The organism is Sphingomonas glacialis (genome assembly GCF_006439055.1).
Lineage (GTDB): Bacteria > Pseudomonadota > Alphaproteobacteria > Sphingomonadales > Sphingomonadaceae > Sphingomonas > Sphingomonas glacialis_A.
In genome coordinates this window covers 274656-299692 of sequence record NZ_RCZC01000002.1, presented here as the reverse complement: position 1 = coordinate 299692, position 25037 = coordinate 274656, and the positions used below count along the sequence as shown (strand labels likewise).

Annotated in this window: 18 protein-coding genes; 14 read left to right on the top strand and 4 right to left on the bottom strand. The window is 68.2% G+C overall.

Features of this window, described 5'->3' with window-relative positions; all coding sequences use genetic code 11:
* Positions 1-66 precede the first annotated feature (66 nt).
* A complete protein-coding gene (locus EAH76_RS05200) occupies positions 67-1269 on the bottom strand; it encodes an MFS transporter (protein ID WP_140848897.1) in 1203 nt (400 codons plus the stop codon).
* Positions 1270-1451: 182 nt separating this feature from the next.
* Between EAH76_RS05200 and EAH76_RS05195 the strand changes: the two genes are divergently transcribed.
* The 10 genes from EAH76_RS05195 (at position 1452) to EAH76_RS05150 (ending at position 15117) form a co-directional block, all read left to right on the top strand.
* Positions 1452-2009, top strand: a complete 558-nt coding sequence (locus tag EAH76_RS05195) for a DNA-3-methyladenine glycosylase (RefSeq protein WP_140848895.1) — start codon at positions 1452-1454, stop codon at positions 2007-2009.
* Positions 2010-2085: 76 nt separating this feature from the next.
* Positions 2086-2640 carry a biliverdin-producing heme oxygenase gene (locus tag EAH76_RS05190; protein ID WP_140848893.1) on the top strand — a complete coding sequence of 185 codons (555 nt, stop codon included), beginning with the start codon at positions 2086-2088 and terminating at the stop codon, positions 2638-2640.
* Entirely contained in the window at positions 2633-5206 is a 2574-nt protein-coding gene (locus EAH76_RS05185; protein ID WP_140848891.1) for an HWE histidine kinase domain-containing protein, read from the top strand. The genes EAH76_RS05190 and EAH76_RS05185 overlap by 8 nt, the downstream gene beginning before the upstream one ends.
* Before the next feature lie 373 nt (positions 5207-5579).
* Complete coding sequence (locus EAH76_RS05180; RefSeq protein WP_140848889.1) at positions 5580-6926, top strand: carbohydrate porin; 1347 nt, start codon at positions 5580-5582, stop codon at positions 6924-6926.
* Position 6927: 1 nt separating this feature from the next.
* Complete coding sequence (locus EAH76_RS05175) at positions 6928-8673, top strand: ABC transporter permease (RefSeq protein WP_140848887.1); 1746 nt, start codon at positions 6928-6930, stop codon at positions 8671-8673.
* A 10-nt stretch (positions 8674-8683) separates the two neighbouring features.
* Complete coding sequence (locus EAH76_RS05170) at positions 8684-9985, top strand: ABC transporter ATP-binding protein (RefSeq protein WP_140848885.1); 1302 nt, start codon at positions 8684-8686, stop codon at positions 9983-9985.
* Positions 9986-10084: 99 nt separating this feature from the next.
* Entirely contained in the window at positions 10085-10615 is a 531-nt protein-coding gene (locus EAH76_RS05165; protein ID WP_140848883.1) for a hypothetical protein, read from the top strand.
* Positions 10616-10985: 370 nt separating this feature from the next.
* Positions 10986-12131 (top strand): HlyD family secretion protein, encoded by a 1146-nt coding sequence (locus EAH76_RS05160; protein WP_140848882.1) that lies wholly within the window; start codon positions 10986-10988, stop codon positions 12129-12131.
* Positions 12128-13645, top strand: coding sequence for a DHA2 family efflux MFS transporter permease subunit (locus EAH76_RS05155; RefSeq protein ID WP_140848880.1), 1518 nt, complete (start codon positions 12128-12130; stop codon positions 13643-13645). Before EAH76_RS05160 ends, EAH76_RS05155 begins: the two co-directional genes overlap by 4 nt.
* Before the next feature lie 5 nt (positions 13646-13650).
* Positions 13651-15117, top strand: a complete 1467-nt coding sequence (locus EAH76_RS05150; RefSeq protein WP_140848878.1) for an efflux transporter outer membrane subunit — start codon at positions 13651-13653, stop codon at positions 15115-15117.
* Positions 15118-15138: 21 nt separating this feature from the next.
* Here the strand turns inward: EAH76_RS05150 and EAH76_RS05145 are convergent, their stop codons facing one another.
* The gene (locus tag EAH76_RS05145; RefSeq protein ID WP_241659650.1) at positions 15139-17523 is read right to left on the bottom strand and encodes a hypothetical protein; all 2385 of its coding nucleotides are present in this window, start codon (positions 17521-17523) and stop codon (positions 15139-15141) included.
* Positions 17524-17670: 147 nt separating this feature from the next.
* Between EAH76_RS05145 and EAH76_RS05140 the strand changes: the two genes are divergently transcribed.
* Entirely contained in the window at positions 17671-19137 is a 1467-nt protein-coding gene (locus EAH76_RS05140; RefSeq protein WP_241659566.1) for a hypothetical protein, read from the top strand.
* A 30-nt stretch (positions 19138-19167) separates the two neighbouring features.
* On the opposite strand, the gene EAH76_RS05135 is transcribed toward EAH76_RS05140, so the two are convergent.
* Positions 19168-19791: a response regulator transcription factor gene (locus tag EAH76_RS05135; RefSeq protein ID WP_140848874.1), complete on the bottom strand. Its 624-nt coding sequence runs from the start codon at positions 19789-19791 to the stop codon at positions 19168-19170.
* A gap of 124 nt (positions 19792-19915) precedes the next feature.
* Positions 19916-20710: an NAD(P)H-dependent oxidoreductase gene (locus EAH76_RS05130; protein ID WP_241659565.1), complete on the bottom strand. Its 795-nt coding sequence runs from the start codon at positions 20708-20710 to the stop codon at positions 19916-19918.
* Between the two features lie 114 nt (positions 20711-20824).
* Between EAH76_RS05130 and cydD the strand changes: the two genes are divergently transcribed.
* Genes cydD through EAH76_RS05115 form a run of 3 tightly spaced genes read left to right on the top strand, consistent with a single transcriptional unit; the run spans position 20825 to position 24967 of the window.
* Positions 20825-22483: a thiol reductant ABC exporter subunit CydD gene (gene cydD, locus EAH76_RS05125; protein WP_140848870.1), complete on the top strand. Its 1659-nt coding sequence runs from the start codon at positions 20825-20827 to the stop codon at positions 22481-22483.
* Positions 22480-24144: an amino acid ABC transporter ATP-binding/permease protein gene (locus EAH76_RS05120; protein WP_140848868.1), complete on the top strand. Its 1665-nt coding sequence runs from the start codon at positions 22480-22482 to the stop codon at positions 24142-24144. The genes cydD and EAH76_RS05120 overlap by 4 nt, the downstream gene beginning before the upstream one ends.
* A gap of 28 nt (positions 24145-24172) precedes the next feature.
* Positions 24173-24967 carry a universal stress protein gene (locus EAH76_RS05115; RefSeq protein WP_140848866.1) on the top strand — a complete coding sequence of 265 codons (795 nt, stop codon included), beginning with the start codon at positions 24173-24175 and terminating at the stop codon, positions 24965-24967.
* Positions 24968-25037: the final 70 nt, after the last annotated feature.

Here is a 25037-nt window from a genome sequence, read left to right as displayed (position 1 = left end):
GCTTGTCGAAGGCGTCCTGCGCGTATCCCGACAGGCGGACCTTTCGCGGACCGAAGGTGCCCCGGCCTAAGCCGCGCGTCGCTCCCGCGCGCTCATCACCACCGCCACGCACCAGATCGCAAACCCGCCGAGCGCGAGCGCGCAGCCGACCCAGCCGGTCGACGTCCAGCCGAAGCCGGCGGCGATCGCCATCCCGCCGAGCCACGGCCCGAGCGCATTGGCGACGTTGAACGCCGAATGGTTGAGCGCGGCCGCCAGCGTCTGCGCGTCGCCCGCGACGTCCATCAGCCGCGTCTGCAACACCGTCCCGAGCGCCCCGCCGAGCCCGATCGCAAAGACGTCGAGCGTGACCGCGATGAAATTGTGCGCGGCGATCGTGTAGAGCGCGAGGACCACCGCCATGAAGAGCAGGAGCACGCCGCCGGTCGGCATGAGCCGCTTGTCGGCGAAGCGCGGGACGACCAGATTGCCGACGGTCATGCCTAGGCCGAACGCCGCCAGTACGACGGGAACGAGCGCGGCGGGAACGTGCGTCACCGCTGTGAGTGTCGCGGTCAGATAGGTATAGACTGCGAACAGCCCGCCAAAGCCGATGGCGCCGATGCCGAGCGTCAGCCACACCTGCCCGCGCCGCAGCGCGCCGAGTTCGCGCAGCGGGCTCGCGCCGGCCTGCGGGCGGTCGCGCGGCACGATCGCGATCGCGAGCCCGGCGGTGATCAGCGCGAGCACCGCAACGATCGCGAAGCCGAAGCGCCAGCCGAACGCCTGTCCCAACCACGTCGCGACCGGCACGCCGATGATCGTCGCGACCGTCAGTCCGAGCATCACCCGCCCGACCGCGTGGGTCCGCCGTTCGGGCGGAACCAGCGACGCCGCGACGAGCGACGCCACGCCGAAATACGCACCATGCGGCAGACCGCTGAGAAAGCGGACGAGCAGCAGCATCGTATAGGACTGCGCGAGCGCCGACAGCGCGTTGGCGATCGCGAATATCGTCATCAGGCCGATCAACAGCGTGCGCCGCGGCAGTTTGGCTGACAGGATCGCGATCAGCGGCGCGCCTACGACCACGCCCAGCGCATAAGCGCTGATGACATGCCCCGCGCTCGGCTCATCGACATGCAAGTCGCGCGCGAAATAGGGGAGCAGGCTCATCGTCGCGAATTCGGTCGTCCCGATCGCGAAGCCGCCGACGGCCAGCGCGAAATGGACCAGGCCGACATGCCGGACTCCCGCGGGACGTGCCGAGGTTGGGGGAAGGGCAGGCATGGACAGGCTCCTTGATCCGTCGCCGAACAGCGGCGACGGGCGATTCAGCAGCCTCTCCGTGGTGCAGGGGGTTGATCCGCGCGCTCCGCCCCATACAAGCCGGGCGCGATGACGCCATTACAATCTTTCCGCGATCGTCGCGAAGCGCGCGCCGCCTGGTCTGCTGATACGGATCGGCCGCGGTGACGATTTCGCGGGATTTCTTTGCGCAGGACGCGGTCAGCGTCGCGCGCGGGTTGATCGGTGCCGAACTGTGCATCGATGGCGTCGGCGGCCGGATCGTCGAGACCGAGGCGTATGACGCCGGCGACCCCGCCTCGCACAGCTTCGGCGGCGCGACCAAGCGCAATGCCGCGATGTTCGGCCCGGTCGGTCATGCCTATGTCTATCGGATCTATGGTCTGCACTGGTGCCTGAACTTCGTCTGCGCGCAGGATCAGCCGGGCAGTGCGGTGCTGATCCGCGCGGTCGAGCCGCTGTCCGGGATCGACGTGATGCGCGCGCGCCGCGGCGCGATCGCCGACCGGCTGTTGTGCAGCGGGCCCGGGCGGCTGGCACAGGCGCTCGGCGTCGATGCGGCGTTGGACGGCGCGCCGCTCGACCAGTCCCCGTTCGCGCTGACGGCGCCCGATACGCCATCGCGGATCGTCGCCGGGCCGCGGATCGGGATCACCAAGGCGGCGGCAACGCCCTGGCGCTTCTGCCTCGCTGGGTCGCGCTATCTGAGCAAACCGGTCTGAACGCGCGGCGCGGATCGATCCGGGCCTGATCGAGTACGGTTCCATTCGGGACGATACCCGGTACAAAGGCGTGATGATGCCCGAAACCACCGCGCGATCCCTTTTGCGAGCCGAAACGCGCGATCAGCACGACCAGGTCGATCGCATCTTCTCGCAGGTCAGGCTCGATGATCGGCGCGAGTATGGCGCGTTTCTCAGCGCGCAGGCGGCAGCGCATATTCCGGTCGAAGGCGCGCTTGCCGCGGGCGGTGTCGCCACCATCGTCCCCGATTGGGACGCCCGCCAGCGCGGCGATTTGATCCGGGCCGATCTCGCGGCACTTGGCCTCGCCACACCCGAACCCGCCGGAACGATCGCCTTCGACGGTGAGGCGGCGGTGCTCGGTGGTCTCTACGTGCTCGAAGGATCGCGGCTCGGCGGGACGATGCTCCAACGTTCGGTCCCCGCCGACTTCCCGACGCGCTTCCTGGGCGGTGTCGACTCGGCCGCCTGGCGCAGCTTGCTCCAGATGCTCGACGTCCGGCTCGATAGTGCGGTAAAGCGCTCCGTCGCGGTCGCCGCGGCGCGTAACGTGTTTGCGTTGTTCGAGACGAGCGGGCAGCGATTTGTAAGGATCGGGCACTTTGGCTGACGCTTTCGGAACCGTCGATCTCACGAATTGTGATCGCGAACCGATCCACATCCTTGGCGCGATCCAGCCGATCGGGTTCCTGCTTGCGCTGACCGCGGACTGGCTTGTCGCGCGCGCATCGGCGAATATCGCCGCGTATATCGGGCACGGCCCGGACGATCTCATCGGCCTCCCGCTGTCCGAAATCTTTTCGTCGTCGGTCATCCACGATCTGCGCAACCGCGCGGCGATATTGCGCGGCGCCGACGCGGTCGAACGGATGTTCGACATTGCGCTGTTGCCCGATCGACAGCCGTTCGACGTCGCGATGCATTATTCCGGCGATCAGATCGTGATCGAGGCCGAACCCGCATCGGGCGAATATGGTGATGCGAGCGGCATGGTACGCTCGATGATCTCGCGGCTCGATCAATGCGCCGATATGGATGCTTTCTTCCGCGAAGGCGCGCGCCAGGTCCGCGCGCTGATCGGCTTCGACCGGGTGATGGTCTATCGCTTCGCGGCCGACGATTCAGGCGAGGTCGTCGCCGAGGCGGTGAAAGCCGGGATCGGCAAACTCCTCGGGCTGCGTTATCCGGCCAGCGACATTCCGGTCCAGGCGCGCGCCCTGTACAAGCGCAACCTGTTGCGCGTGATTGCGAACGTCGATGACCAGCCCGTCCCGATCCTTCCGGCGCGCGATGCGGCGGGTCAGCCGCTCGACCTTTCGCTGTCAGTGCTGCGGTCGGTTTCGCCGATCCATATCGAATATCTCAAGAATATGGGCGTTCAAGCCTCGCTGTCGATCTCGATCCTGGTCGACGGCAGGCTGTGGGGCCTGTTTGCCTGCCACCATTACGCGCCGCGCTGCCCGACCTTCGAGCGGCGGTCGATCAGCGAACTGTTCGCGCAGATGTTCGCGATGCGGCTCGAAAGCCGCGAGCGCCAGGCGACCGTCGAATTCGAGCGCGGCGCACGCGACATCGCCGATCAGCTGCTCGGCGCGGTCGCGTCCGACGATACGCTGCTGAAGAATCCCGACTGGCTCGGCGATATCCTGACGCGGGCGATCGCGGCGGATGGTGTCGGCGTGTCGATCGGCGGAAATCACGCCTTTTCGGGCGTGACGCCGCCGGCCGAGGAGTTCCGCCGGATCGTGCGCGCGCTGAACAGCACCGCGGCGGGCAAGGTCTTCGCGACCGACCGGATCGCCGCGATCCTCCCGGGTGCGGAGACATTCGCCTCGGCTTCGGCGGGCCTGCTCGCGATCCCGATTTCACGCGCGCCGCGCGACTATGTCGTGCTCTTCCGCTCGGAGATGGTGCGGTCGGTGCGGTGGGCGGGGGATCCGCACAAACCGGTCGAATATGGCGTCAACGGCCCACGCTTGTCGCCGCGCGAAAGTTTCGCCGAGTGGAAGGAGATCGTGCAGGGCCGCTCGCTGCCCTTCACGCCGTCCGAAGTGCGCGTTGCCGAGACGTTGCGTGCGACGCTGATCGAGGTCGTGCTGCGGCTCGCCGACGAGGCTTCGGCGGAGCGGCAGCAGGCCAGCGCGCGGCAGGAAGTGCTGATCGCCGAACTCAACCACCGCGTGCGCAACGTGCTCGGGGTGATCCGCGGGCTGATCCGGCAGTCGCAGCCGGCCGAGAATGTCGTCCAGGATTTCGTCAAGGTGGTCGACGGGCGGATCCACGCGCTCGCGCGGGCGCACAACCAGATCACCGACGATCATTGGGGCCCGGCGCCGATGCAGGCGCTGATCGACGCCGAGGCCGCCGCCTTCCTCGCCGATGGCGATAAGATCGTGTCGGACGGTGCGCCGGTGCTGCTCAACCCCCAGGCCTATTCGACGATGGCGCTGGTGCTGCACGAACTCGTCACCAATTCGACCAAATATGGCAGCCTGTCGGTGCCCGCGGGGCGTGTGACGATCTGCTGGGAGCGCGATGCGGCGGAGGACCTGCATTTCACTTGGCGCGAGTCGGGCGGCCCGGCGGTTGCTCAGCCGACCCGCAAGGGATTCGGCACGACGATCATCCACCGTTCGGTCCCCTATGATATCGGCGGGACGGCCGATGTTGAATATCGGCCCGAGGGCGTGGTCGCGCGCTTCCGCATCCCCGCACGGCACGTATCGGAGGCGCCTCCCGGGATCGCCCCGCCGGTCCGCTACGCGCGACCTGTACCGGGCCTTCAGCCGGTCGTGCCCGACCGCATGTTGCAGGGACGCGATGTGCTGCTGGTCGAGGACAGTCTGATCATCGCGCTCGATGCCGAGGACATCGTCACACGGCTTGGTGCGGAGACCGTCACCACCGCGGCGACGGTCGATGGCGCGCTCGATGCGATCGAGCAGAACCGGCCGGCGGTCGCGATGCTCGACATCAACCTGGGCGACCGCAACAGCTTCGCGATCGCCGATCGGCTGCTCGCGCTCGGCGTGCCCTTCCTGTTCGCAACCGGCTATGGCGAGCAGGCCAAACTGCCGTCGGATCATCAGGAGCGCATGGTCGTGCAGAAGCCCTACACGCTCGAAAACGTCGCACGGGCGATGGACGAAATGCTGGGGCCGGTCGCGACCGAATGAGCGCCGCCACGGATTATGCCGCACTGCCGCACAAACGCTGTGCGTGCGCCCGGCAAGCTGCTAGGCGCCGCGCGATATCGTGATCGATCGCTCGATTCGGCACCGCTTTGATGCCTCTTCCACACAGGAACCCGATGCCCCGATCTAGCCCCTTGTCCGGAGACGGCGACAGTAGAAGCCTCGGCTTCTGCGTTGCCGATTGCCGGAATCCTGGGCCCGACCGGGTCGTCACGGGCGGCATACTGCTGGCCTGAGGCGATCTCCGGCGGGCTCGAACCACGAGACCCGAGGATTTCGCCGATGACCCTGTTTCGCGCCCAAGCGCGCATCGTATCTTGCCGTGCGCGTCGCTGACGCGCCGTTTCGGCCGCGTATGCCCATGGGCAACGTGTTGCCGTATCTTCCGATCGCGACGCTCGGCAGCCTGCTGCTGCTCGCCGCTAGTTCCGCCGCGGCGCAGACCAGTGACGCGCAACCAAGCGATCCGCAGAGCTTCGCGCTCCACGGACAGGCGACCTTGGTCGTCCAGGGGGTAGGGGGCTTCGCCTCGCCCTATTCAGGCCCCAACAGCCTGACGCCACGCCAGGTGAAGGAGACCACCGACGTCACCGCCTATGTCGGCGTGCACCCGTGGCAGGGTGCCGAGCTGTGGGCCAACCCCGAGATCGATCAGGGCTTCGGCCTGTCGAACACGCTCGGCGCGGCGGGATTCCCGAGCGCAGAGGCGTACAAGGTGGGCAAGTCCGCGCCCTATTTCCGCCTGCAGCGCTTGTTCTTCCGCCAGACGATCGGGCTCGGCAGCGAGCGCGAGGCGGTGGTGGCGTCATCCAACCAGCTCGGGGGGTCGCGCCCGGTCGATCGGCTCGTCCTCACCGTCGGCAAGATCGGCGTCGGCGATGTGTTCGATTCGAACCGCTACGCGCACGATCCGCGCGCCGATTTTCTCAACTGGTCGGTGGTTGACGCTGGCAGCCTCGACTACGCCGCCGACGCCTGGGGCTATTCGACCGGCGCGGCACTGGAGGCCTATCGCGGCCATTGGACCGTCCGCTTCGGCGTGTTCAACCTGTCGCGGGTGCCCAATGGCGAGACGCTCGAGCGCGGTTTCGGCCAGTATCAACTCGATGGCGAGGTCGAGCATCGACACAGCTTCGGGCAGCGCGCGGGAACCGTGCGGCTTGGCATGTTCCGCAATCGTGGGCAGTTCGGGCGGTTCGACGATGCGCTGGCACTCGGCGCGGCGAGCGGTGCCCCGGTCGATACCGCGCTGGTGCGCGGTAGGCGGACGCGGCTCGGCGTCTATGCCAATGCCGAGCAGGAACTGACCGGCACGCTCGGCATTTTCGGCCGTCTCGGCTGGTCGGATGGCGCGATCGAGCCGTACGACTTTACCGATATCGATCGCACGGCGCAGGTCGGTGCGGTGCTCGCGGGGAAGGGCTGGGGACGGTCGACCGACCGGATCGGGCTGGCGCTGGTCGTCAACGGCATCTCGGCCGAGCATCAGCGGTATCTCGCCGCGGGTGGGATCGGCGTGCTCGTCGGCGATGCGCGGCTGCCCGATGCGGGCAGCGAGGAGATCGCCGAGCTCTATTACGACGTGCATGTCCTGCCGGGTGTCGACGCGACGCTCGACGCGCAGCATATCGCCAACCCAAGCTACAATCGCGATCGCGGGCCGGCGAATATCGCCGCCTTGCGGCTGCATGGAGCGTTTTGACATGCAAACGCCCGGTTTTCTCAGCTTTTCGCCGCGGCGCCTGAAGGTGCGGTTCGGCTGGCCCGATGCCGCCTTGTTCGCGATCCTCGCCGCGGCCGGGGTTGCGATCGCGGCAGGGGTCAACGACGCGACCGAGCCGCTCGCACAGCTCCGGCTCGAGCCGGTCGTGCTCGATGCGTGGCAATTGCCGCGCTACGCGCTGCTGACGACGCTGCGGTTGTTCGCGGCGCTGGCGGCATCGTTCGTCTTCACGCTGGTCGCGGCGACCGCGGCGGCCAAGAGCCGGCGGGCGGAACTGGTGATCATCCCTGCGCTCGACATCCTCCAGTCGGTGCCGGTGCTGGGCTTCATGACCTTCACCGTGACCGCCTTCATGGGGCTGTTTCCGGGCAGCCGGGTCGGGGTCGAATGCGCGGCGATCTTTGCGATCTTCACCAGCCAGGCGTGGAACATGGCGTTCAGCCTGTACCAGTCGCTGCGGCAGGTTCCGGCCGATCTCGACGAGGTCGCGCGCGGTTTCGGCCTGTCGCCGCTGCGCAAGCTGATCCGCCTCGAACTGCCGTTCGCCGCGCCCGGGCTGGTGTGGAACGCGATGATGTCGATGTCGGGTGGCTGGTTCTTCGTCGTCGCGTCCGAGGCGATCAGCGTCGGGCATACGCAGATCATGCTGCCGGGGATCGGCTCATGGCTGGCGATCGCGATCGAGCAGCGCAATCTCAGCGCAGTAGCGCTCGCGGTCGGCGCGATGGCAGTCGTCATCCTGCTCTACGACCAACTCGTCTTCCGCCCGGTGATCGCCTGGGCCGATCGCTTCCGCGTCGAGCAGACTGCGAGCGTCGCGCCGCCGAAATCGTGGCTGTTCGACCTGTTCCGCCGGGCGCGACTGCTCCCGGCGTTCACCGCGCCGCTCCGTGCGGTCGGGCAGATGGTCTGTCTGCTCGAACCCGCGCGCCGCCCGATCGCACAGCAGCGGCAGTTCACGAGCAAGGCACAGAAGCCCGCGGCCCGAGGGATGCGGCTGTGGACTGTAATGGTCTCGCTGAGCGCACTTGCCGCAACGGTCTATGCGATCGATTTTCTCCACCAGACGCTGTCGCTCGGCGACGCATGGGCGGCGTTGCGGTTTGGCCTGATCACGCTGTTGCGCGTGATCGTGCTGATCATCCTCGCGAGTTTCGTCTGGGTGCCGATCGGGGTGTGGGTCGGGTTGCGCCCGCGCTGGACGTCGCGGATCCAGCCCGTCGCGCAATTCCTTGCGGCGTTCCCGGCCAATGTCCTGTTCCCGATCGCGGTCGTCGCGATCGTGCATTTCCATGCCGATCCCGACGTATGGCTGTCGCCGCTGATGGTGCTCGGCACGCAATGGTACATCCTGTTCAACGTCATTGCCGGCGCGAGCGCGATCCCGAGCGACTTGCGCGAAGCCGCGCAGATGTTCGGCGTGACGCGCTGGCAATGGTGGCGACGGCTGATCCTACCGGGGATCTTCCCCTATTACGTCACCGGCGCGCTGACCGCCTCGGGCGGATCGTGGAACGCCAGCATCGTCGCCGAAGCCGTGTCGTGGGGCAGCACACGGCTGCGCGCGCAGGGGCTCGGCAGTTATATCGCCGATGCCACCACCGCGGGCGACGGCGCGCGCGTCCTGCTCGGCATCATGGTGATGTCGGTGTTCGTCATCGCGATCAACCGCTTGCTGTTCCGTCCGCTCTATCGCCTGTCCGAACGCCGTCTGCGCCTGTCCTGAGGACCTTGTCATGATCACGCACACCGCACGCCCCGTCGTCACGCTCGAGCATGTCAGCCACAGTTATGGTGGCGAGCAGGGTGGGCCGCCGATCCTCGAAGACGTTGCACTCGCCGTGCGCGAAGGCGAGATCGTCGGGCTGCTCGGCCGCTCTGGATCGGGCAAGTCGACCCTGCTGCGCTCGATCGCCGGCCTGGTCCGCCCGTCGAGCGGTGAGCTGCGCTTCGTCCCCGACGCCGAGGGTGCGCCGCGCTCGGTTTCGATGGTGTTCCAGTCGTTCGCGCTGTTCCCGTGGCTGACGGTGCTGCAGAATGTCGAGCTCGGCCTCGAAGCGCAGCGCGTGCCGGCCGAGGAACGGCGCACCCGCGCGCTCGCGGCGATCGATCTGATCGGGCTCGACGGCTTCGAGAACGCCTTCCCCAAGGAGCTGTCGGGCGGGATGCGGCAGCGCGTTGGCCTTGCGCGCGCGCTCGTCGTCGAGCCATCGCTGCTGCTGATGGACGAACCCTTCTCGGCGCTCGACGTGCTCACCGCCGAAACGCTGCGCACCGACCTGCTCGACCTGTGGGGCGAGGGGAAGCTCGGCATCGCTTCCGTCCTGATCGTCACGCACAATATCGAGGAGGCGGTCTTGATGTGCGATCGCATCCTCGTCCTGTCGTCCAACCCGGGCCGGATCGCCGCCGAATTCACCGTCGATCTGCCGCAGCCGCGCGACCGGCTCGATCCCGAATTCCGCGAACTGGTCGAGCAGATCTACGCGCGCATGACGCAGCGCGCGGTCGTGCCCGTTGCGCTCCCGGGAACCCAGCCCGAACACGGGCTGGACCGGCCGTTGCCCGACGTTTCGATCAACAGCCTGGCGGGCCTGATCGAGGAGATCGAGGCGGCGCCGTTCGAGGGGCGCGCGCCGCTCGCGACGCTGGCCGACACGCTCCAGCTCGAGATCGACGATCTCTTCCCGATCGTCGAGACGCTGCAGATGTTGCAATTCGTCGATATCGATGATGGCGATGCAGTGCTGACCAAGCGCGGCGCCGCTTTCGCGCAGGAGGATGTCGACCAGCGCAAGGCCAATTTTCGCCGCACGCTCGAAACCCACGTCCGGCTTGCGCGCCACATCCGTGTCGTGCTCGACGAGCGCCCGAGCCATCAGGCGCCGGCGCGCCGGTTTCGCGACGAACTCGAGGACCATATGTCGCCCGATTTCGCCGCGACGACGCTGCGCACGGTGACCGAATGGGGGCGCTATGCCGAGCTGTTCGCGTTCGACGACGACGGCGATCTGTTTTCGCTCGACGACCCGGCCTGATCGACGACGCATTCGGGGGCGGTTTGTGCGGCCCCCTCAAAAGGCAGAGGCGGGCTTCCTATATCGACATGGTGAGGGGCACTCCCCGAGGATTAGTCGATGAAACCCTATACCGCTCTTTTGGCTTCGATCGCCGGCATTGCGCTGCTGGCGGGGTCTCCTGCGCTCGCGCAACGCGGCGGTGGCTCGCACGGCGGTGGCGGGGGCGGCTCGCATATGGGCGGTGGCGGCGGCGGCGGCGGCCATGGTGGCGGCAGCTTTGGTGGTCGTGGGTCGTTCGGTGGCGGCGGCGTGCGCGGTGGTGACGGCTTTCGCGGTGGCGGCGGTCGCGATGGCGGTATCCGCGGCAGCTATCGTGGCGACCAGATCGCACGGGGCAATGGCGGGTATCGCGGCGGCCGCAGCTATGGCGGCTATTATCCGAGCTATGGCTATGGCTATGGCGGCTATTACGGCGCGCCCCTCGGCTACGCGATCGGAGCGTACGGCTATGGCGGGTACGGATACGGATCCGGCTATGGCGGGTACGGGGATGGCTACGGCTATGACGATGCGTATCTCGATGACAGCGTAGGGTGCGAGTCCGTCTGGATCCCGCAGATCCAAAGCTATGAGCAGATCTGCGACTAGACTTCGGCCCACCCCACATTTGCGTTTGAGAAGGCTGGCCTAGCGCCAGCCTTTCTGCGTTCGGGTATCACCAAATCGCACATAAGCTTATAAAGCTAAAAAGAAAATCGATCGTCTCGATGCGGTTGGCATTCTCGCCGGCGGAACGTTGATGCTCCGCTCGCGGGACCGGGTGGTCCGATCCCTTCCTATCGCTCGCACGCTGTTCGACCGTCTCTTACAATACCACTGCCCCTCTTTCAAAACATAAGCATACATATTATCTGCTTGCATGGTATCGGCGGAAGCGGCAAGGCGCGACCGCGGTTGCAGCTGCTATCCGCGTCCGATTTGTGGTCCGCGGACCCAATGCTTTTCGAGAGCAAAGAGTATGAGCTTGGAAGATTCGCCAGGTCGTTCGGCCGACTATCCTGCGTTGGAAGACGCGACGCCGATCGTCGAGCCTGCCCCCGTGGTGCAAGCCGCCGACCGCCAGCCCAGCGCGCGGCGTCGTCTGCGGACGCCGTTGCTGCTGCTCGCGCCGATCGTCGCGGCGCTGGTGATCCTGTATTTCTATCTGAGCGGCGGCCGCTACGAGGCGACCGACAACGGCTATATCCAGTCGGGTCTCGTCTCGGTCAGCGCCAATGTCAGCGGCCCGGTGGTCGCGATCGCCGTCCACAACAACCAGCGCGTCAAGGCAGGCGACGTCCTGTTCCGGATCGACCCGGCGCCGTATCAGGCGGCCGTCGACGAAGCCGCGGCCGAACTCGCCAGCGCGCGCACGCAGGTCGCCTCGGTCCGTGCGAGCTATCGCGAAGGCGAGGCAACGCTCCAAGCGGGCCGCGACAAGCTCGCTTATGCGCAGCGCGAAGCGGCGCGGCAGAAGGCACTGCTCGCCGAGGGCATTTCATCGCAGGCGCAATATGACCAGGCGGTGCTCGCCGAGCAGACCGCGCGCCAGCAGATCCAGACCTCGGTCCAGCAGAATGCCGGTGTCGCGGCCACGCTGACCGGCAGCGTCAGCGCGCCGACCGAACGCCAGCCATCGGTGCAGCGCGCGCAGGCGGCGCTCGAACGCGCCCGGCTGAACCTGGGCTATACGACGGTCCGGGCGGCACAGGACGGCATCGTCACCAAGGTCGATCAGCTTCAGCTTGGCAGCTATGTCTCGGCGGCAAAGCCCGTCTTCACGCTCGCGGGGACGCGGCTGTGGGTCGAGGGCAATTTCAAGGAAAACCAGCTCGATCACATGCGCGTCGGCCAGCGCGCAACCTTCAAGGTCGATGCCTTTCCCGATCTCAAGCTGACCGGCCGCGTCGCGAGCTTCAGCCCCGGCACCGGCAACAGCTTCGCGCTGCTCCCGCCCGAGAACGCGACGGGCAACTGGGTCAAGGTCGTCCAGCGCCTGCCGATCGAGTTCAGCATCGACCAATTGCCGCGCGACATCCCGCTGCATGCCGGGCTGAGCGTCGAGGTCACGGTCGATACCGGCTATCAGCGTCACCTGTTCGGCGCCGCGACGCCGGTGCGATGACCAGCGCCTATCCGGCCCCCGCCGTCCGCAACCTGATCACCGCATCGGTGATGGCGGCAACGGTGATGAACTCGCTCGACAGCACGATCGCCAACGTTGCGTTGCCGCATATCCAGGGCAGCGTCTCGGCGTCGAGCGAAGAGATCACCTGGGTGCTGACGTCTTACATCGTCGCGGCGGCAATCATGACGCCACTCACCGGCTGGCTCGCCGGACGCTTCGGGCGCAAGCGGCTGATGCTGTGGTCGATCGTCGGCTTCACCGTCGTGTCGGGGCTCTGCGGGCTCGCCAATAGCCTGGGCGAGCTGGTCGGCTTCCGGCTGTTGCAGGGCGTGTTCGGCGCCGCGCTGGTGCCAATGAGCCAGGCGATCCTGCTCGACATCAATCCACCCGAACGCCACGGCCCGGCGATGGCGGTGTGGGGCATGGGCGCGATCCTCGGGCCAATCATCGGCCCGGCGCTCGGCGGCTGGCTGACCGACAATCTCACGTGGCGCTGGGTGTTCTACATCAACCTGCCGATCGGTATCCTCGCCTTTGTCGGCCTGTCGGGATTCCTCACCGAGACCAAGGACGCGGTGCGGCCACGGCTCGACGTGTTCGGCTTCGCGATGCTCACGCTGGCGATCGGGGCGTTCCAGCTGATGCTCGACCGCGGGCAGACCAAGGACTGGTTCAGCTCGCTCGAGATCTGCATCGAGGCGGGGTTTGCGCTGTTCTTCGGCTATCTCTTCGTCGTCCATACGCTGACCGCGAAGAAGCCCTTCATCGATATCGGCATGTTCAAGGATCGCAACTTCCTGACGGGCTCGATCTTCGGCTTCTTCCTCGGCACCGTGCTGTTCGGCGTGCTCGCGTTGCTGCCGACGATGCTCGAGACGCTGATGGGCTATCCGGTCGTCCTGACCGGGCTCGTCACCGCGCCGCGCGGGATCGGCACGCTGATCTCGATGATCATCGTCGGGCGGATCATCAAGCGCGTTGATGCGCGGCTGCTGATCTTCATCGGCTTTGGGCTGGCGGCGATCTCGCTCTACATCATGGCGGGCTTCTCGCTGCAGATGAGCGAGCGGCTGGTGATCGTTTCCGGGTTCATCCAGGGACTTGGCACGGGGCTTGTCTTCGTGCCGCTGACGACGATCGCGTTCGCGACGCTCGACGTCAAATATCGCAACGAGGGCGCGGCGATGTTCACGCTGACGCGCAATATCGGCTCGGCGGTCGGCATCTCGGTGCTGCAGGCGCTGACGATCCGCAACGCCGCCGCGGTCCATTCGCGGCTGACCGAGGGCGTCCGGCCCGATAATCCGGCGATGGCGCAAGGCTTCGATTTCGATCTGCCCAGCGCCGTCGCGGCATTGAACGCACAGGTCACCCGGCAGGCGTCGATGGTCTCGTACATCGACGCGTTCTGGCTGCTGTTCGTGCTGACGCTCGCGGTGATCCCGTTGCTCCTGCTGATGCGCGGTCCGCGCAAAGGCGCGGGCGACGGGCCAACGATCCATATGGACTGATGCCAATGCGCTTGCTTCCCATCCTCCTCGCCGCGACCGCGCTTGCCGGTTGCACCGTCGGCCCCGATTTCGTGCGCCCGCAAGCGCCGGGGACGACGGGCTATCAGCCGTCCAGCGAGCAAAATACCGCGGTGCGCGGGGCGCCTGCGGTGACGCTCGGCGCTGGCCCGACGCAGCGCTGGTGGACCGCGTTCGGATCGCCCGAGATGGATGCGCTGGTCGATCGCGCGATCGCCAACAACCGCAGCCTGGCGGCTAGCAATGCGACCCTCGCTGCGGCGCGCGACGAACTGCGCGCGGTCGCCGGGCGGCAGCTGCCGCAGATCGACGCGAACGCGCGCGTCGATCAGGAACAGGTCAATCTCGCCGGCTTCGGCTTTTCGGGCAACAATCCGCTCGCGTCGGGCGGCAATCCCGAATTCCACCTTTACTCGGTCGGCGGCGGGATCAGCTACGATCTCGATCTGTTCGGCGGGCTGCGCCGCCAGGTCGAGCAGAGCGCCGCGCAGGTCGAGGCGCAGCAGCGCCAGACCGAGGCCGCGCATCTCTCGATCGCCGGACAGGTGGTCAACCAGGTCCTCACCGTCGCCGCGATCCGCGCACAGATCGCGACCGCCAACGCCTTGCTCGCCGAGGATCTGCGCAACGTCGATCTCACGCAGAAGCGGCGCCAGGGCGGGGAGGGTACGCTGGTCGAGGTGCTCAACGCGCAGAGCCAATATACCGCCGACCGCGGCGACATCCCGCAGCTCGAGCAGCAATTGGCCGAGGCGCGGCATTTGCTCGCGACATTGGTCGGTATTGCACCGTCGGAGCTCGGCGCGACCGAGTTCGATATCGCCAAGCTGACCTTGCCCAGCGCGATCCCGGTCGCGTTGCCCTCCGAGCTCGTCCATCGCCGGCCCGACATCCTGCAGGCCGAAGCCGATCTCCATGCCGCGGCGGCGGGCATCGGGGTCGCGACCGCGCGGCTCTATCCCGACATCACGCTCGGCGCGACGTTGACGCAGGGCGCGCCGGGGATCGGCGATCTCGTCAAGAATGCGTTCCGTGGCTACGACATCTTCGCCGGTGTCACCGCGCCGATCTTCCATGGCGGGACGCTCAAGGCGCAGCGCGCGGCCGCGATCAACCGCGCGAAAGCGAGCGAGGCGACGTATCAGCAGACCGTGCTGACCGCGTTCGGCCAGGTCGCCGATCTGCTATCGGCAATCCAGAGCGACGCCCGCTCGGTCACCAACCAGAGTGAATCGGTGTCGGTCGCCGAACGATCGCGGCACCTGTCGCAGCGCAGCTATCAGGTCGGCAATTCGGGCATTCTCCAGGTGCTCGAGACCGAGCGCCTGTATCAACGCGCCAGCAACGGCCTGGTGCTCGCGCGCACGCGGCAGTTGCTCAATGTCGCGCGGCTGTATGTCGCGACCGCCGGGGGCTGGACCGGGCCTGCCACCGATACGCCCGGCGCGGGCTGAACGCAGCAGCAGGGCCCGACGTTAGGGCGCCGTAACTGTCGCGATTGCCTGCGGCGCATCGCGCAATCGCAGGAAGACCCGCCCGTCGGCGCTGGCGCGCGCGGTGATCTCGGTTGCGACGAACCCGTCGGGGATCGTCTGGCTGGGCTGCAGTTCGGCATTCGCGCCGACTGCGTCGATCAGGAAGAAACGGTTGCCGGTCAGCTTGCAGGCCTTGCGTGCCACGCAATTGATCGCGCGGATCTCCGGCAGCCGCACGACCGTCGCCAACGGCGTCCACGATGACCCCGCACCATCCCCGGCAATGCGGAAGCGCAGCGCGCCATATCCGGTCGGGCCGAGCGCCTCGGCCGGGTCGAGCGAGACGATCCCGGTCTTGGCGTCCTGCAGGTCATAGCCCTTGCCGGCCGTGACGGTCGTGCTCGACCGCCCGTCGAGCGTGCTGATCTCGATCGTCTCGCGCCCCGACAGCGGCGCCGGATCGTCGAGGTGGAAGGCGAAGGTCAGCTTCGCGTCCTGCGCGAAGACCGCGTTTTCGGGCAGGGCGATCGGCAGGACGCCGTCGCGAACCGGCGCGCGCGCCGTCACCCGGACCAGCGTCGCCGAGACGCGCCGCGGTGCGATCGTGACGTTGAGCGATTTGTGCCGACCCCCGGCATAGCTGATGTCGGCAGGGAGCGTCGTCCCGGCAGCGAGCGCCATCGCGCTGGCCGGTGTGCTGGCCTGGAGCACGACCCGGTCCTGCTTGCCGACGCGGGTGAGTGCGCCGGGCTGGAAGGCGAGCGAGCCAAGCGTCACCGCGACGACCTGGTCGAGCCGCGTTCCGGTCAGCGTCGCCTGATCGTCCCCGGCATGAAAGCTCAGTTCGTCGACGCTGCCGGCCTGTTGCAGCGCGCGCAGCGGCACTTCGGTTGCGGTCGCGACGCCCTTTTCCTCGACGACGATCGATACCGTGCCGGGCTCGGCTTGTTCGAGCGGAACGGTTGCGACGATCCCGTGCGCGCCCGACTGCTTCCAGGTCAGCGGCTCGACCGGACCATCGCCGCGGCGCAGCCCGATCTTGGTGACGCAGCCCGCGCTGCCGCCGGTCAACTGCAATTCGTTCGAGCGGCCGACGACCAGCGCGGTGCGATCGGTCGCTTTCCAGGTGCCGTCACCGGGTTTGGTCAAGCCGAAGCTCGGGCCGTCGAACGACGAGAAGCCCCAGGCGCCGTGCAATTGCGCCGAGATGACCTGGCCGAACGGGCCGAACGGAATGTCGCCCGTCGCGACGAAACCACCGAGACTTGGATCGGCGCGGACCGGCATTTCGGCCTGCGTCCCGTCGAGCCGCTTCAGCCGCAGCACCATGTCGTGCGCGTACCCCGTGGCGTAGACGAGCGGCGCGCCTTCGACCGGCAGCACCAGCCCTGGCGCCGCGCACAGCATCGTTGCGGGGAGCGGCTGGCGCAGCGGCGGCGGCTTGGGCGCCTCGATCGCGGGAAGTGCGACGACCATCACCGAGGTCGGCTTGGCGAACGAGACCGGCGTGTTGAGCAACACCGTCACATGGCCCTCGCGCTGCTGCGCGAGCGCCGGGATGAATTGCAACTGGGTCGATTGGAACGCGCCGAACAGGCGGAACACGTCGCGCACCACGCCGATATACGAGCTGTACGAGCCATAGCCGGCCTGCGGCGTCGCGCTGAGCTGGAAAGCGAGATCGGTCGGCGCGCCGGCCAGCGTGTCGGCGAGCGCCGAGCTGTGGGTATCGGCGAGCAACAGCGTCTCGCGGTCGCCGGTGAGGCACGCCGACTGCACCTCGGTCGGCTGGACGAGGCATTCGGCCTTGAGCTTGACCGCAAGGCTGCGCGTCAGCACCGGCGAGACGGTCGCGAGGCTTTCGGGGTTCTTGCGCTCGGCGCGCTGCATCTCGCTCAGAAAGGTGTCGAGCCGCGCGCGGTCGAGCGAGGCCTGGTTGAGCTCCTGTGCGGCGCGGACGAACGCGCCGGGCTGCTTGCGTACCGCGCTGATCACCGCGCCCGCACCGCCACCACGCTCGGGGACGATGAACAGCTGCATCTGCTGTGCGTCTTTGGGGACGAGGAGCGACAGGCTGGCATTCTTGTCGCGCCAGCTCTCGGCCTCGCGGAACCAATCCTTGCCGGGCCGATCGACCGCGCCGCGCAGGAACACCGCGATCAGCCGGTAATGTTCGTCATGCCCCGGAAGGACCGCGAGCTTGATCGAGATGCGGTCGCCCTCGGCGAGATTGGGCACGCGCTCGAGCGGCAGCGTGACGCCGTCGCGCAGCACGGTGACCTCGAGCCGCGGCCCGATCAGGTCGAACGAGGACGATGCCGCCTCGACGGCGGGTGCCGCCAGCAGGAGACCAAGCAGACCGACGATAGGAGAAAAACGCAACACGGTGTCCACGGCCCAGTTTATGTTTGCCCCGGCCTATGCCCTTGGCGTGTGGCGACAATGGGGCTGAAGCCGAGCCGCCGCAACCCCGCACGCGGCGCGCGGGCCGGGTTGGTGACAAAGCGGGGCCGGGGCTCTAGGCGCCTCGCTATGCCCATGTCTCCGATCCCGCCTTCGTCGCAGGCCCAGCGTGGCGGGCGCGTCCCGACGTTCGCGCAGGTCGCGCTCATCGCCGCGATCGCCTTGCTCGCGCGGATCATGACCTTCGGCGATCCGGTGATCCAGGTCGACGAGGAATTCTATTACGTCACCGCGCAGGCGATGTGGCGCGGCGCCTTGCCCTATATCGACATCTGGGATCGCAAGCCGATCGGCCTGTTCCTGCTCTATATGCCGGCGGCCGGGTTGCCGTTGCGCTGGGGGCTGCTCGCCTATCAGGCGATGGCGACGCTCTCGCTCATCCTGACGGCGCTGCTGGTCGCGCATCTTGCGCGGCGCGCGGGATGGGGCCGGGGGGCGTTGGCGGGGGCGATCGCCTATGTGGTGTGGCCCGATTTGCTCAACGGGGTCGGGGGGCAGTCGCCGATCTTCTACAATCTGCCGATGGTGGCCGCCGCGGCGCTGATCGTCGCGGCGGGCGAACGGCGTGATCGGCGTGTCCTCGGCGGGCTGGCGATGGTGCTGGTCGGCACCGCGATGCAGATCAAATATACCGCGCTGTTCGAAGGGATCTTCTTCGGCCTGTGGCTGCTGAGGCAGGAATGGCGCGCGGTGCGCCGCCCGGTAATGCTCGCAGCCTATGGGGCGATTCTGGTGGCGCTTGCGCTCGCGCCGACGGTTGCGGCCTATGGTTTTTATGCGGCGCACGGGCAGGCGGATGCGTTCGTCTTCGCCAATTTCGCCTCGATCGCGCATCGCAATGCCAATCCGCTGGGCGAGATGGCGCGCAACATCGCGACGCTCGTGCTGATCCTGTCGCCGCTGGTCGCGATGGCGTTCGCCGCGCGGGGCGGTACACGCGACGGATCGCCCGATGCGCGGGGTTTCCTCTATCTCTGGTTCGCGGCAGCGGTGATCGGGCTGGTCCTGTTCGGGACGTGGTTTGATCATTACGGGCTGCCGGTGCTCGTCCCGGGCTGTGCCTGCGCCGCCGGGTTTTTCGGGAATGCGCGGTTCCGGCGTCGGCTCGGGCCGGCGATTCTCGTGATTGTCGCGCTGGCCGCGCAGATCGTCGTCCAGGTCAATCTGCGGGCGCGGGGCGATGCGGCGCAGTTCGCGGCGCTCAGCGAGGCGGTAGGGCGCGGGCCGGGGTGCCTCTACGTCTATTCTGGGACGACGATGCTCTATGCCGCGACCGAACGCTGCCGCCTGTCGCGCTATGTCGTGCCGGCGCATCTCAACCGCGCACGCGAAAGCGGCGCAACCGGGGTCGATCAGGCAAGCGAGGTCCGGCGCATCCTCGCCGCGCGTCCTGCGGTGGTCGTGATGCGGCCGGCATTTTCGGGCGAGCGGCCCGAAATCCGGCAGATCGTCACCGCCGCGATGGCGCGCGACTATCGCCTCGTCGCGGTCCGCCCGATGGGGCACGAGGCGATCGCGGTCTATCGCCGGCGGTAGCGAGCGTGGACAGGAGCGCCGACGCGGACGTCAGCTCGTAGGACCGCCCAACCCTGCGGCAAATGCGATGCGCAGCGCCTCGGACAGGCTGCGCGCGTGCAATTTGGTCATGATATTGGCGCGGTGGACCTCGACCGTGCGCGGCGAAATGCCGAAATCATAGGCGATCGTCTTGTTGGGCAGGCCGTTCGCGAGACCCGCCAGCACCTCGCGCTCGCGCACCGTCAGCCCGCCGATCGCGACCGCCGCGCCGGCGGCACGGACCGCCTCGGTCTCGGCACGGTCGATCCGCTCGAAAGCGGCCGCGAGCGCCTCGAGCAGGACCGCCTTGCTGAAGGGCTTTTCGATGAAATCGATCGCGCCCGCCTTCATCGCCCGCACCGCGATCGAGACATCGCCATGCCCGGTCAGCACGACGACGGGCATCGCGATGCCGCGCTCGAGCATCGCCTGCTGGACCTCGAGTCCGTCCATCTCGGGCATCCGCACGTCGAGCAAGACGCACCCCATCTCCGCATGCCGCGCCGCTTTAAGGAATTCGACGCCCGACGCCCAGGTTTCGACGAGGAACCCTGAGGTTTTGAGCATGAAGCTCGCCGACCGGCGGATCGCTTCCTCATCATCGACGATGTGGACGAGTCTGTGTTCTGCCACTTGCGCAACTCCGTGCCGCCCAGGCGAGCTTAGACCGGGGGCGCCAGCGGCGCCATCCTGCGCGACGGTATCGGGCTGATCGTGGGGGATGAGCGGCATCGGATGGTGTGGCCCGGTGACGGAATCAGCTGGCCAGCAGCACGCGGCGCGCCTCGTTGCGGCGCGCATGGCGCTCGCTGAGGACGGCGGCGCAGGTGCGGCGGGCGGTTTCGCGGACGTCGGACAGGCACTGGCGGACATATTGCGCCGAGACCCCTTCGACGATCGAGTCGAAATGGACATGCCCGCCATCGACGAGCGCGAAGACCGAGGAGAGGTAGCTGTCGATCCCCTGGCAAATCGACGTCCACTGACCGTGTTCTTCAAGCCACGGCCGGGTCGACGCCGATGTGCTGAAGCTGAGCAGGCGTTTGCCCGTGAACGGCGATATCGGTTCATCGGGGCACAGCGCGGCCTGGTCGAAACCGGCGCCGAACACCCGATCGATATAGCCCTTGATGATCGCGGGCGGCATCCCGACCCACAGCGGATAGACGAGCGCGATCACTGCGGCGCCGTCGAGCACGGCAAGTTCGGCGGCGACATCGGATGGGCGCTGATGGTTCGGCGCGGTCGAACGCTCGGCATTGCTGAGCAGGGGCTTGAACCCCATCGCATAGAGATCGCGCAGGTCCGCCGCCTGGCCGCATTCGCGCACTTCGGCGCAATAGGCTTCGGCGACGGCATGGGTGAAACTGCTCGGGCTCGGCGTGCCAAGGATCACGACGTGGCGAAGGTCGGCCGGGTCGGCGTCGGTGGCGCAGGTCATCGCACGCTTCGCAGGCTGGACGCGCGCGAGGCGATCGATCGAGCGGACGCGACCGATCGTGGGGATGGGGATGCGCGCTTCATCATCGACTCGTTCCTTTGCCGCACACATCGAAGCACGGCGGCGCGCGGATGCGCCATACGGGTCTATACGGAGCCGGTGCCGCGGCGCCGCTACGGGGTATTACGTATTCGCCGGCGCGACGGCGCTTTCTACCCCGCCGCCATGCGCTCGATCTCCGCCCGCCCCGATCCCCTCGACGCCGTTCAGCGTCTCGCGCGGATCGTGCCGCCCGCTGCGCGGCTTTGGCCAGCGACGGCCTTGCTGGTCGGCGACACGCTGGCGGGAATCGGGTTCGCTGCGGGAATCTCCGGCGCGGTGGTGCAGGTTGCGGCGGGCTGGGGCGCGCTGTTGCCATGGGTCGTGCTGGTCGTCGCCGCCGGGATGGTGCGCGGCGGCTGCGCGCTGCTCGCGGCGCGCATCGGTGCGGAGGCGGCGCAGCGGACCAAGCGCGGGGTGCGCGCCGCGCTCGTCACCGATCTGCTGGCGCGCGCGCCGGGCGGACGCGCGACGACGGGCACGCTGCTGGCGACCTGCGTCGACGAGGTCGAAGCGCTCGACGGCTATGTCGCGCGCTTCCTCCCGGCGCGGTCCGCCGGTGCGCTGGCGCCGCTGCTGGTGCTCGCCGTGACCGCGATCGCCAGCCCGATCGCGGCCGCGATCCTCGGCATAACGCTCATTCCGTTCGTCGCCGCGATGATCCTCGCCGGCGGCGCCGCGGCGGAGGAATCGCGGCGGCAGTTCGGTGCGCTGTCGCGGCTGTCGGGCCTGTTCGCCGACCGTATCCGCGCACTGCCGATCCTGCTCGCGTTCGGCGGCGAGCAGCGCGAGGCCGAGCGGCTCGGCACCGCGTCAGACGATGTTGCGCTGCGCACGATGCGCGTGCTGCGCGTCGCCTTCCTGTCCTCGGCGTCGCTCGAATTCTTCGCGGCTCTGTCGGTCGCGCTGGTCGCGGTCTATGCCGGGTTCAACCTGCTTGGCTTGCTGCCCTTCCCGGTTCCCGAGAAGCTCGATCTGGCGCGCGCCTTCTTCGTCCTCGCGCTGGCGCCCGAATTCTATCTGCCGATGCGGCGGCTGGCGGCAGCCTATCACGACAAGCAGGCCGCACAGACGGCGGTCGAGCGCTTTCCCGACGTGCTGTTCGCGCCGCCGGGCGTGACGGTTGCAGCGCTTGCGCCCGAGACGGCGCCGCGGATTACCCTGACGGACGTTGCGATCGCCTATCCCGGGAGCGATGCCCCTGCGATAGCCAATGTCTCGATCGATATCGCCCCGTGTGAGATCGTCGCGGTGGTCGGCCCGTCGGGGAGCGGGAAGAGCAGTCTGCTGCACCTCCTGCTCGGGCTTGCGCCGCTCAGCGCGGGGCGGGTGACGATCGACGGCGTCGATCTCGGCGCGGAGATCTCGCTTGCCGCGGCGTCCGCATGGGTCGGCCAGACACCGCTGATCATCCCGGCGACGCTGCGCGCCAATATCGCGCTCGCCTGGCCCACCGCGACGGCGGACGAGATCGAGCAGGCGGCGCTTCGCGCGGGACTTGGGCCGATGCTCGCTGCGCGCGGGCTCGATGCGCCGATCGATGCGCGCGGCGGGGGATTGTCGGGGGGCGAGATCCGGCGGATCGCGCTCGCGCGCGCGCTGCTCAAGCCGAGTGCGGTCCTGTTGCTCGACGAACCGACCGCGCATCTCGATCAGGCGGGCGAAGCCGCGCTGGTCGAGACGATCCGTGCCGCCTGCCGGGGCAGCACCACGCTGATCGCGACGCACAGCGCGGTGCTGGCGGCGATCGCCGACCGGATCGTATCGCTGGAACCACGCGCATGACCCCGCTCGCCGTGCTGCTCGCCGAACAGCGCCGCCGCCAGCGGTCGATGCTGGCGCGTGCGGCCGGCTATGCCGCACTCGTCAGCGCGGCGTCGGTCCTGCTGCTCGGGCTGTCGGGATGGTTCATCACCGCCGCGGCGATCGCTGGGCTCGCCGGGCCGATCGTCGTGCAGGGCTTCAACTATATGCTGCCGAGCGCCGCGATCCGCCTGCTGGCGATCGTGCGGACGGGGGCGCGCTACGGCGAGCGGCTCGCGAGCCACGAGGCGGCGTTCGGCGCGCTGGCGCGGATCCGCCCGGCTCTCTTCCGCGCGATCGCGGCCGCCCCGGTGTCGCGCGCGCTCGGCTTTTCGACCGGCGAGGCGACCGCGCGGATCGTCCAGGATGTCGGCGTGATCGAGACGCGCTTCGCAATGGCATCGGCGCCGTGGGGCCTCGCCGCGGCAGCGGTCGCGGGCGCCTGCCTCGCCGTTCTGGGCGGATGTGCGGCGGCGCTGGCGGTGCTCGCCTGTCTCGGTGTGCTGCTGCTCGTCGCCGACCGGCTTGCGCGCGGCCTCGAGGAACCCGGTCGGGCCGTGCAGCGCGCTGCCGGAGCGTTGAAGGACGAGCTTGCCGCGCATGCCGCCGCCGCTGCCGAGCTCCGCTGTTACGATCTCGAGGGATGGGCCGCGGCGCGGATCGGCGCGCGGAGCGATGTGCTGGGCGAGGCCGTTGCCACGCAGACGGCGGCGCTCGGCTGGTTCGAACTGGCGCAGGCGGTGGCGATTGCACTCGCGGCAGGTGCGGTCACCGTCCTCGCGCGGGAGCATGGTGCGGCGATCGTCGCGCTGGGCGCGCTCGCTGCCGCGATGACGATCGACGGGGCCGCGCCGCTGGTGCGCCGCATCGCGCAGCGCGGCGCGGTCCGCGAGGCCGAAGCGCGACTTGGTGGGTTGCTCGAACAAGAGGCACCGCCGGTATCGCGGGGGTCGGCGTCGGTGCGTCCGTCGATCCGCCTGGCGCAATCCGATAGCCCGCTGGCCCCCGGGACGCGGGTTCACCTGTCCGGTCGTTCGGGGGCCGGCAAGACGCGCCTGGTCGAGACGTTGCTCGGGTTACGCGCGGCCGACCGCGGACAGATCTGGCTCGACGATTACGACCTTGCCGACCTCGCCCCGGCCGACCGGCGCGATCTGTTCGCCTGGGCGCCACAGGACGCGGCTTTGTTGTCGGGCACGGTGCGCGACAATCTGCTGCTAGGCTGCGCCGATGCCGACGACACCGCGCTCTGGGACGCGCTGCACGACGCCGCGCTCGATGACCACGTGCGCGCCTTGCCGCATGGTCTCGACAGCTGGATCGGCGAGAATGGCGCGCGCCTGTCGGGCGGCGAGCGTCGGCGGCTTGCACTCGCGCGCGCCTATCTGCGTCCGGCGCCGTGGCTGGTGCTCGACGAACCGAGCGAAGGACTCGATCGCGCGACCGAGGAGGTGATCCTCGCGCGGTTGACCGCCCGGCTCGCGATGACGCGGCAGGGCCTGCTGCTGGTGAGCCATCGCCCGGCGCTGGCCGCGCTGTGCGAGCGCGTCGTCGTGCTCGACACGAATGCAGCGCACCAGCGGGACGTTCGCCAGCCCCTATCCGTATCAATCCCGATAGCGGCCGAGACGGTCGCCCAATAGCGTCGGCGCACCATCAAGGGAGGCGGCGATGAAAAACGTTCTTTTGCTTGTGCATGACGATACCGGGCAGGAATCGCGACTGCAGGCCGCGCTCGACCTGACGCGCGCGCTCGACGGGCATCTCTCGTGCGTCGATGTCGTCGTGCCGGCATCGATCAACGGCGACTATTACGGCATCGCCGCGGTCGGCCTGCTCGAGGACGAACGCACCCGCGAGGCTGGGAACAAGACCGAATTGGTGGCGCGGCTCGCGCGCGAAGACGTGCGCTGGAACTGGATCGATGCCACCGGGACGCTCGCTGATTCGGTGCTCGAGGCCGCCGAGCTCGCCGACCTGATCGTGCTGAGCCGCAAGCTCACCGATGACCGCGACCCCGATATGCGCGACGTGGCGGGGCGCGTGCTGATGCATTCGCGCACGCCGATCGTTGCGGTGCCCGAAACGCTGACGCGCTTCGCGATCGGACGCGCGCTGGTCGCCTGGGATGGTCGGGCATCGGCGGCGGCGACGCTGCGCGCGTGCGTTCCGCTGCTCGCGCTGGCCGACGCGGTCGAGATCTTCATGGCGCGCGACGGCAGCGAGCGCACTGAGCCGGCCGAGGCCGCGGAATATCTTTCACGCCACGGCATCTATGCGACCGTCAAGACGATCGACGACGGCCTGACAGCCCCCGACCGCTTGATCGAGGCCGAATGCGCGCGGTTCAATTGCGATTATATCGTGATGGGCGGCTACACGCACGGCCGCCTGCTCGAGACGTTCGGCGGCGTGACCAAGCGGATGCTCGGCCATTGCGCGGTCCCGCTCGTGCTCGGCCACTGAGCCCGGCGGAAGTGTTCTACGTAAGATCCCGGAGCGCGCCGGGCAGCGGCGCGGCGTATCGCTAGGGCAA

Excerpts from the sequence above, each read along its gene's own strand:
- EAH76_RS05200 (WP_140848897.1), bottom strand. The coding sequence starts at position 1,269 with ATGCCTGCCCTTCCCCCAACCTCGGCACGTCCCGCGGGAGTCCGGCAT.
- EAH76_RS05190 (WP_140848893.1), top strand. The coding sequence starts at position 2,086 with ATGCCCGAAACCACCGCGCGATCCCTTTTGCGAGCCGAAACGCGCGAT.
- EAH76_RS05180 (WP_140848889.1), top strand. The coding sequence starts at position 5,580 with ATGCCCATGGGCAACGTGTTGCCGTATCTTCCGATCGCGACGCTCGGC.
- EAH76_RS05175 (WP_140848887.1), top strand. The coding sequence starts at position 6,928 with ATGCAAACGCCCGGTTTTCTCAGCTTTTCGCCGCGGCGCCTGAAGGTG.
- EAH76_RS05170 (WP_140848885.1), top strand. The coding sequence starts at position 8,684 with ATGATCACGCACACCGCACGCCCCGTCGTCACGCTCGAGCATGTCAGC.
- EAH76_RS05165 (WP_140848883.1), top strand. The coding sequence starts at position 10,085 with ATGAAACCCTATACCGCTCTTTTGGCTTCGATCGCCGGCATTGCGCTG.
- EAH76_RS05160 (WP_140848882.1), top strand. The coding sequence starts at position 10,986 with ATGAGCTTGGAAGATTCGCCAGGTCGTTCGGCCGACTATCCTGCGTTG.
- EAH76_RS05155 (WP_140848880.1), top strand. The coding sequence starts at position 12,128 with ATGACCAGCGCCTATCCGGCCCCCGCCGTCCGCAACCTGATCACCGCA.
- EAH76_RS05150 (WP_140848878.1), top strand. The coding sequence starts at position 13,651 with ATGCGCTTGCTTCCCATCCTCCTCGCCGCGACCGCGCTTGCCGGTTGC.
- EAH76_RS05140 (WP_241659566.1), top strand. The coding sequence starts at position 17,671 with ATGCCCATGTCTCCGATCCCGCCTTCGTCGCAGGCCCAGCGTGGCGGG.
- EAH76_RS05130 (WP_241659565.1), bottom strand. The coding sequence starts at position 20,710 with ATGTGTGCGGCAAAGGAACGAGTCGATGATGAAGCGCGCATCCCCATC.
- cydD (WP_140848870.1), top strand. The coding sequence starts at position 20,825 with ATGCGCTCGATCTCCGCCCGCCCCGATCCCCTCGACGCCGTTCAGCGT.
- EAH76_RS05120 (WP_140848868.1), top strand. The coding sequence starts at position 22,480 with ATGACCCCGCTCGCCGTGCTGCTCGCCGAACAGCGCCGCCGCCAGCGG.
- EAH76_RS05115 (WP_140848866.1), top strand. The coding sequence starts at position 24,173 with ATGAAAAACGTTCTTTTGCTTGTGCATGACGATACCGGGCAGGAATCG.